This is a genomic window from Microcystis sp. LE19-41.2A (genome assembly GCF_027530405.1).
Lineage (GTDB): Bacteria > Cyanobacteriota > Cyanobacteriia > Cyanobacteriales > Microcystaceae > Microcystis > Microcystis aeruginosa.
Window position 1 is genome coordinate 1 of record NZ_JAPZQJ010000556.1, and the last position, 5063, is coordinate 5063.

Consider the following 5063-nt stretch of genomic DNA (forward strand, 5'->3'; position numbering starts at 1 on the left):
ACAATTTCTTCGACATTATTTTCCGTGATTTTATGATTAGTTATCCAATTATTTTGGTAGATAGTTTTCTGGGTTTTTTCATTAATAACAGTCACTTCACACCAATTAACTTCGAGACTTGAGTCGCCCTCTCTTAAGGGAACTCTAGAAGCATAACGATAACGATAAATTAGATTTTTTCGCCCATCCCATTGTTTCTTTTCAACGGTCGTAACTTCGCCACTTTTTTCTAAAAATTCTAGCCATTCATATAAAGTTTTAGGCGACGTTTCCAAACAAACAAAAATAAAACTAAGTAGTCGGGCAAAATTAATTTCCTAGTCGAGACTCCGAGACTCCGAGACAGGAGACTCCGAGACGGGAGACTCCGAGACGGGAGACTCCGAGACGGGAGACAGCTATTAGGGATCGGATTTGAGTTTTCAGTTCACTGTTTCCTCACACCAGAAGTCTGACGGAGTAGTGGCTTAGATGTGTAATTAATTTTGCTTAGGTACTTATAACCTTGTTTTACCGCTAATTCACAAACAGGTTCGTGAGAATATAAGTCTTCTCCTAAAAGAGTTACAGGATAACCATACTTATTTTTATGATTCTTATTTAACCATCTTTTAACGGCCGCATTTTCACAGTCTTGTTTTTGATTTCCATCTTGTTTTTTAATGAATTCTGGCTCTAAATTAATTACTTGTTTTTGCTTAGGAGAAACCACCATAGGTGTGACACAGCCAGGAAAATAAGTTGTAGTTCCATTTCGATGATTACGACAGTTACAATGAGGGCAATGAATTTTCTTGGATGAGAAATATTCTGTGCCATCTAACGCCACTAAAATTTCTCCATCTAAGTAGAGAAACTTTTTCAAAACTCCCTTTTCCTTTAACCATTCATAGACTTTTTGAAAAGTCCTAGAGACATTAGAGGCTGGCACTGGATCTAACAAATTTCTTATTTGATTATCCCCAGGAATTTTTTCAATTTAAAATAAACTTTCAGCATTATCTTTTCCCTTATTGCTTTTCATTAAACGTTGATGGTCTAAAAAAGACGGCGACTGAGTAAAAAAGACTGAAAATGCCGCCATCACGGCATCTTCTACCTCATATTTTCTATTATTTCCAGGTTTCCTCTCATCGGGTAAATCATCTAATTCTTGACGTAAAAATTGCATTAATTCCGAAATTTCTAGGGTTGCCGCTTTTTGAGCCATCTTGGAATAATTTGACGTGCTGGTGGATTTCTATCTCACCCATTTTACCTTAGCTGACAATAATTATAAATTTTTATTTCCCTTGAATTCCCTATTCTAAAAACAGAACTATAGCGTTTTTCAGTCTGCTGAGGTACAAAAGTTATGGGTTTTAGGCACTCATGCAAGAGGCAAAAGGCAAAAGGGAAGAAAAATAGGTGTACCTCACTAGCTTAGGAAACGCTATATCTTCCTGAATTAACCCCGTTCATTCTCAGCCAACCTCTTTAATTGCTTGAGTATTTATACTTAATTTGTCCAGCCAATTGTTTTTTTTAGTGATCGCCTCTCCCCGAAAATAGTTACTTTGTACTTTATTTTCAATGCCAAAATCGGGGTTAATGCTCTATTTATTTCAAAATGAGAATTGCTGTTCATTCAATCATTCAAATCACAGTTTAGACTTATTATGTGATTACTGGGATGGACTATGATTGATTATTGATGAAGACTTGTTGAATACAACACAATCATAGTATTCATTCAATCATTTCAATCATAGTTTAGACTTATTATGTGATTACTGGGATGGACTATAATTGATCATTGATGAAGGTTGGCTGAATACAACACAATCATAGTATTCATTCAATCATTCAAATCACAGTTTAGACTTATTATGGGATTATGGGATGGACTATAATTGATCATTGATGAAGGTTGGCTGAATACAACACAATCATAGTATTCATTCAATCATTCAAATCACAGTTTAGACTTATTATGGGATTATGGGATGGATTATATTGTTAATATTGTTTTGCAGTACAAAAAGGTAATAAAAAATCATGGACAAACAACTATTACTCAATAAAATTAAACAAGCAGTACAAGCGATCGAACCACAAGCGCAAATATTTCTTTATGGTTCACGGGCGCGGAATGATGCTCAACCAGACTCTGATTGGGATATATTAGTATTAGTTGATGGGATCACCAACCCTACTCGCACATCTCAAATCCGTCGTCAAATTTATGAAATCGAATGGGAAACAGAAGAAGTTATTTGTACCATTGTTCGCAGCAAAAATCAATGGGAACATCCCTTATTACAAACTACTCCTTTCTGGCAATCAGTTAACAAAGAAGCTATTATGCTATGAGTAAAAATTCCCCTCACGATCAACTAATTAGGTATCGTTTAAATCGTGCAGAGGAAGCTTATCAAGATGCTTGTTCTCTTGCTGATGGTGCAAGATGGAATAGTTGTATCAATCGTCTATACTATAGTTGCTTTTATGCTGTTACGGCTTTACTTGCTTATGATAATCTCTCATCTCCAAAACATACAGGTGTCCGTAGTCTCTTCAACAAAAATTACATCCGTAGCGAAATTATTTCAAAAGACTTTGGTGCAGTTTATAACGAATTGTTTGAATACCGTCTCGAAGCAGATTATACAGACTTTGCAGATTTTGATGAATTACAAGTTATTCCTTTCATTGCAAAAGTGAGAGATTTTTTAAATATAATTTCAGACCTGCTTCCTACTGATTAAATGACAAAAGTATTGTATGGCAATACATTAAGTAAAGAGCATCTCAATACACAAATGATGCGACAGTCACATCCATCGTCTTAACTGCGATCAATTTGACTATGGGATGGACTATGATTGATCATTGATGAAGACTTGCCGAATACAACACAATCATAGTATTCATTCAATCATTCAAATCATAGTTTAGACTTATTATGGGATTACCGTTGGTGCTTCTCATCCATGCCCCTTAGATTACTAGATTTTGTCCCCCCCTGAACGGTTACTTCAAGGGAGAAAAAGCGATCGGGCTATAATAGAGAAAATTTCACTTTAACTTGAGAAAATTCATTATGACAGCCACTATTGAAGACATTCGGGCAATACTAAAGGAATTAGCTCAATCCCAACAAGAGTTATCCCAAGCTCAAAAAGAAAGAGAGGACGAATTACTCAACCTTCATCTGTTGCAAGCGGTAGCAGGAGAAGTTTATCAGTTTCATCCGTTGGTGCGACAGTTTTTTCAAGCTAAGTTAGCACTGCGAGAGGATGGGGATGAGTTGAAACGCTCCTTTTGTCGGGGTATGATTGAGGAGGCAAAGACTATTCCTGAGAATTTAACCAAGGAGCAAATAGAAGCCGTCGCCCTATCTATTCCCCATATTGCCGAGTCAGCAACAGAGTTAAAACAATGGCTGGAGGAGGAGGATTTAATCCCGTCTTTTCAAGGATTGGGGAGTTTTTATTATGGGCAGGGATTGTACGAACAAACTGAACCTTGGTGTAAGCAATGTCTAGAAGTAACTCGCCGTCGCTTGGGAGAAAAACATCCTGATGTTGCAACTTCCCTCAACAATTTAGCATTATTGTACTTATCTCAAGGAAGATACAAAGAAGCTGAACCCCTCTATTTACAAGCTTTAGAATTTTTTAAACAACTATTAGGGGAGAATCATCTCCATGTAGCAAGTTCCCTCAACAATTTAGCAGGATTGTACAAATCCCAAGGAAGGTACGAAGAAGCTGAACCCCTCTTATTACAAGCTTTAGAATTGAGGAAACGACTATTAGGGGAGAATCATCCCTATGTAGCTGATTCCCTCAATGGTTTAGGATTCTTGTACTATTCTCAAGGAAAGTACGAAGAAGCGGAACCTCTCTATTTACAAGCTTTAGAATTGAGGAAACGATTATTAGGGGAGAATCATCCCTATGTTGCTAATTCCCTCAACAATTTAGCAAAATTGTACTATTTTCAAGGAAAGTACGAAGAAGCAGAACCTCTCTATTTACAAGCTTTAGCAATTGCCGAGCAAGCTTTAGGGGAGAATCATCCTACTACTGTTAAGATTCGGGAAAACTTAGAGTCGCTCCCGTAGGATGGGTTATTAACCCATCCGATAATACAACAATATAAAATAATACAATCACCTTCAATCAACCAAACAATCATGACTACACTCAAAGATATTGAATCCGCGATTCTCCAGTTGCCTGACGAAGAAATCCATCAATTATCAGCTTGGTTACAAGACTATCTTGATGATAGTTGGGACAAACAGATAAAAAACGATCTCGAATCAGGGAAACTCGATCGACTATTACAAAAAGTCAACAATGATATCAGTAACAATCAAGTTAAGCCTTTAGATGAAATCCTTAACAACTCCTGATTTTTGGCAATGTTATGCCAACTTACCTCCCTACATTAAGCAACAGGCAAAAAAAGCCTATCGTCTCTGGATTAGTAATGTTTTCCATCGATCATTACATTTCAAGAAAGTAGGGAAAAATGTCTGGTCAGTCCGAATAACTGAGAATTATAGAGCTTTAGCATTGAAAAAAGGTGAAGATTATTACTGGTTTTGGATTGGTTCTCATGATGAGTATGAAGAGTTAATTAAATAGAAGGAGAAAATTAACCATGCTAGATCCTAAAGAATTTCGCAATATTATCCACCAAGATTTTACTGAAGTTACCTCACAGGAATTTCTGGCAAATCTAAAAAAATACTGTCCAGAAATTTTTGAAGGCGATAACTATCCCAATGTCACTGAAAATCTTAATAATTTAGCAAAACTCTACCAATCTCAGGGAAGGTATGCGGAAGCTGAACCACTCTACCAGCAAGCTTTAGACATAGCGGAGAAAGTTTTAGGAGAGAATTATCCCCATCAAACGCTATAAAGGTATAAGGCTCTTCGTTACCCTTTATGCTAAATCAACATACAAGATGCCAAGATAACATACTTCTAACCCAAAAATTCCGAAAGTTTCTCAAGCCATAGCCTCTCCGTTTTATTAGTTTAAGTTTATTGTTGATTCCCTCGACC

General features: G+C 36.6%; 6 protein-coding genes and 3 pseudogenes. 6 read left to right on the forward strand and 3 right to left on the reverse strand.

Features of this window, described 5'->3' with window-relative positions; translation table 11 throughout:
• Both O9290_RS23400 and O9290_RS28610 read right to left on the reverse strand, forming a co-directional pair.
• Positions 1-293 (reverse strand): annotated as a pseudogene (locus tag O9290_RS23400) (ISNCY family transposase); the annotation flags it as partial.
• Positions 294-502: 209 nt separating this feature from the next.
• Positions 503-1210: pseudogene (locus tag O9290_RS28610) on the reverse strand (ISNCY family transposase); the annotation flags it as partial.
• An 827-nt stretch (positions 1211-2037) separates the two neighbouring features.
• On the opposite strand from O9290_RS28610, the gene O9290_RS23415 reads away from it, so the two are divergent.
• The 6 genes and pseudogenes from O9290_RS23415 to O9290_RS23440 all read left to right on the forward strand — a co-directional run bounded on the left by O9290_RS23415 (position 2038) and on the right by O9290_RS23440 (position 4917).
• Positions 2038-2352 carry a nucleotidyltransferase domain-containing protein gene (locus tag O9290_RS23415; RefSeq protein ID WP_002737075.1) on the forward strand — a complete coding sequence of 105 codons (315 nt, stop codon included), beginning with the start codon at positions 2038-2040 and terminating at the stop codon, positions 2350-2352.
• Positions 2349-2747 (forward strand): HEPN domain-containing protein, encoded by a 399-nt coding sequence (locus tag O9290_RS23420; RefSeq protein ID WP_002760499.1) that lies wholly within the window; start codon positions 2349-2351, stop codon positions 2745-2747. Before O9290_RS23415 ends, O9290_RS23420 begins: the two co-directional genes overlap by 4 nt.
• Positions 2748-3457: 710 nt before the next feature.
• Positions 3458-4108, forward strand: a pseudogene (locus O9290_RS28615) (tetratricopeptide repeat protein); the annotation flags it as partial.
• A gap of 72 nt (positions 4109-4180) precedes the next feature.
• Positions 4181-4402: a hypothetical protein gene (locus O9290_RS23430; protein ID WP_002736659.1), complete on the forward strand. Its 222-nt coding sequence runs from the start codon at positions 4181-4183 to the stop codon at positions 4400-4402.
• Entirely contained in the window at positions 4380-4637 is a 258-nt protein-coding gene (locus O9290_RS23435; protein WP_002737575.1) for a ParE family toxin-like protein, read from the forward strand. The genes O9290_RS23430 and O9290_RS23435 overlap by 23 nt, the downstream gene beginning before the upstream one ends.
• 16 nt (positions 4638-4653) lie before the next feature.
• Entirely contained in the window at positions 4654-4917 is a 264-nt protein-coding gene (locus O9290_RS23440; RefSeq protein WP_002760186.1) for a tetratricopeptide repeat protein, read from the forward strand.
• 34 nt (positions 4918-4951) lie between these two features.
• On the opposite strand, the gene O9290_RS23445 is transcribed toward O9290_RS23440, so the two are convergent.
• Positions 4952-5063 (reverse strand): transposase (locus O9290_RS23445; RefSeq protein WP_288023764.1); only part of this gene is annotated, 112 nt, incomplete at its 5' end.

Coding starts and splice junctions, on each gene's coding strand:
- O9290_RS23420 (WP_002760499.1), top strand. CDS start 2,349: ATGAGTAAAAATTCCCCTCACGATCAACTAATTAGGTATCGTTTAAAT.
- O9290_RS23435 (WP_002737575.1), top strand. CDS start 4,380: ATGAAATCCTTAACAACTCCTGATTTTTGGCAATGTTATGCCAACTTA.
- O9290_RS23430 (WP_002736659.1), top strand. CDS start 4,181: ATGACTACACTCAAAGATATTGAATCCGCGATTCTCCAGTTGCCTGAC.
- O9290_RS23415 (WP_002737075.1), top strand. CDS start 2,038: ATGGACAAACAACTATTACTCAATAAAATTAAACAAGCAGTACAAGCG.
- O9290_RS23440 (WP_002760186.1), top strand. CDS start 4,654: ATGCTAGATCCTAAAGAATTTCGCAATATTATCCACCAAGATTTTACT.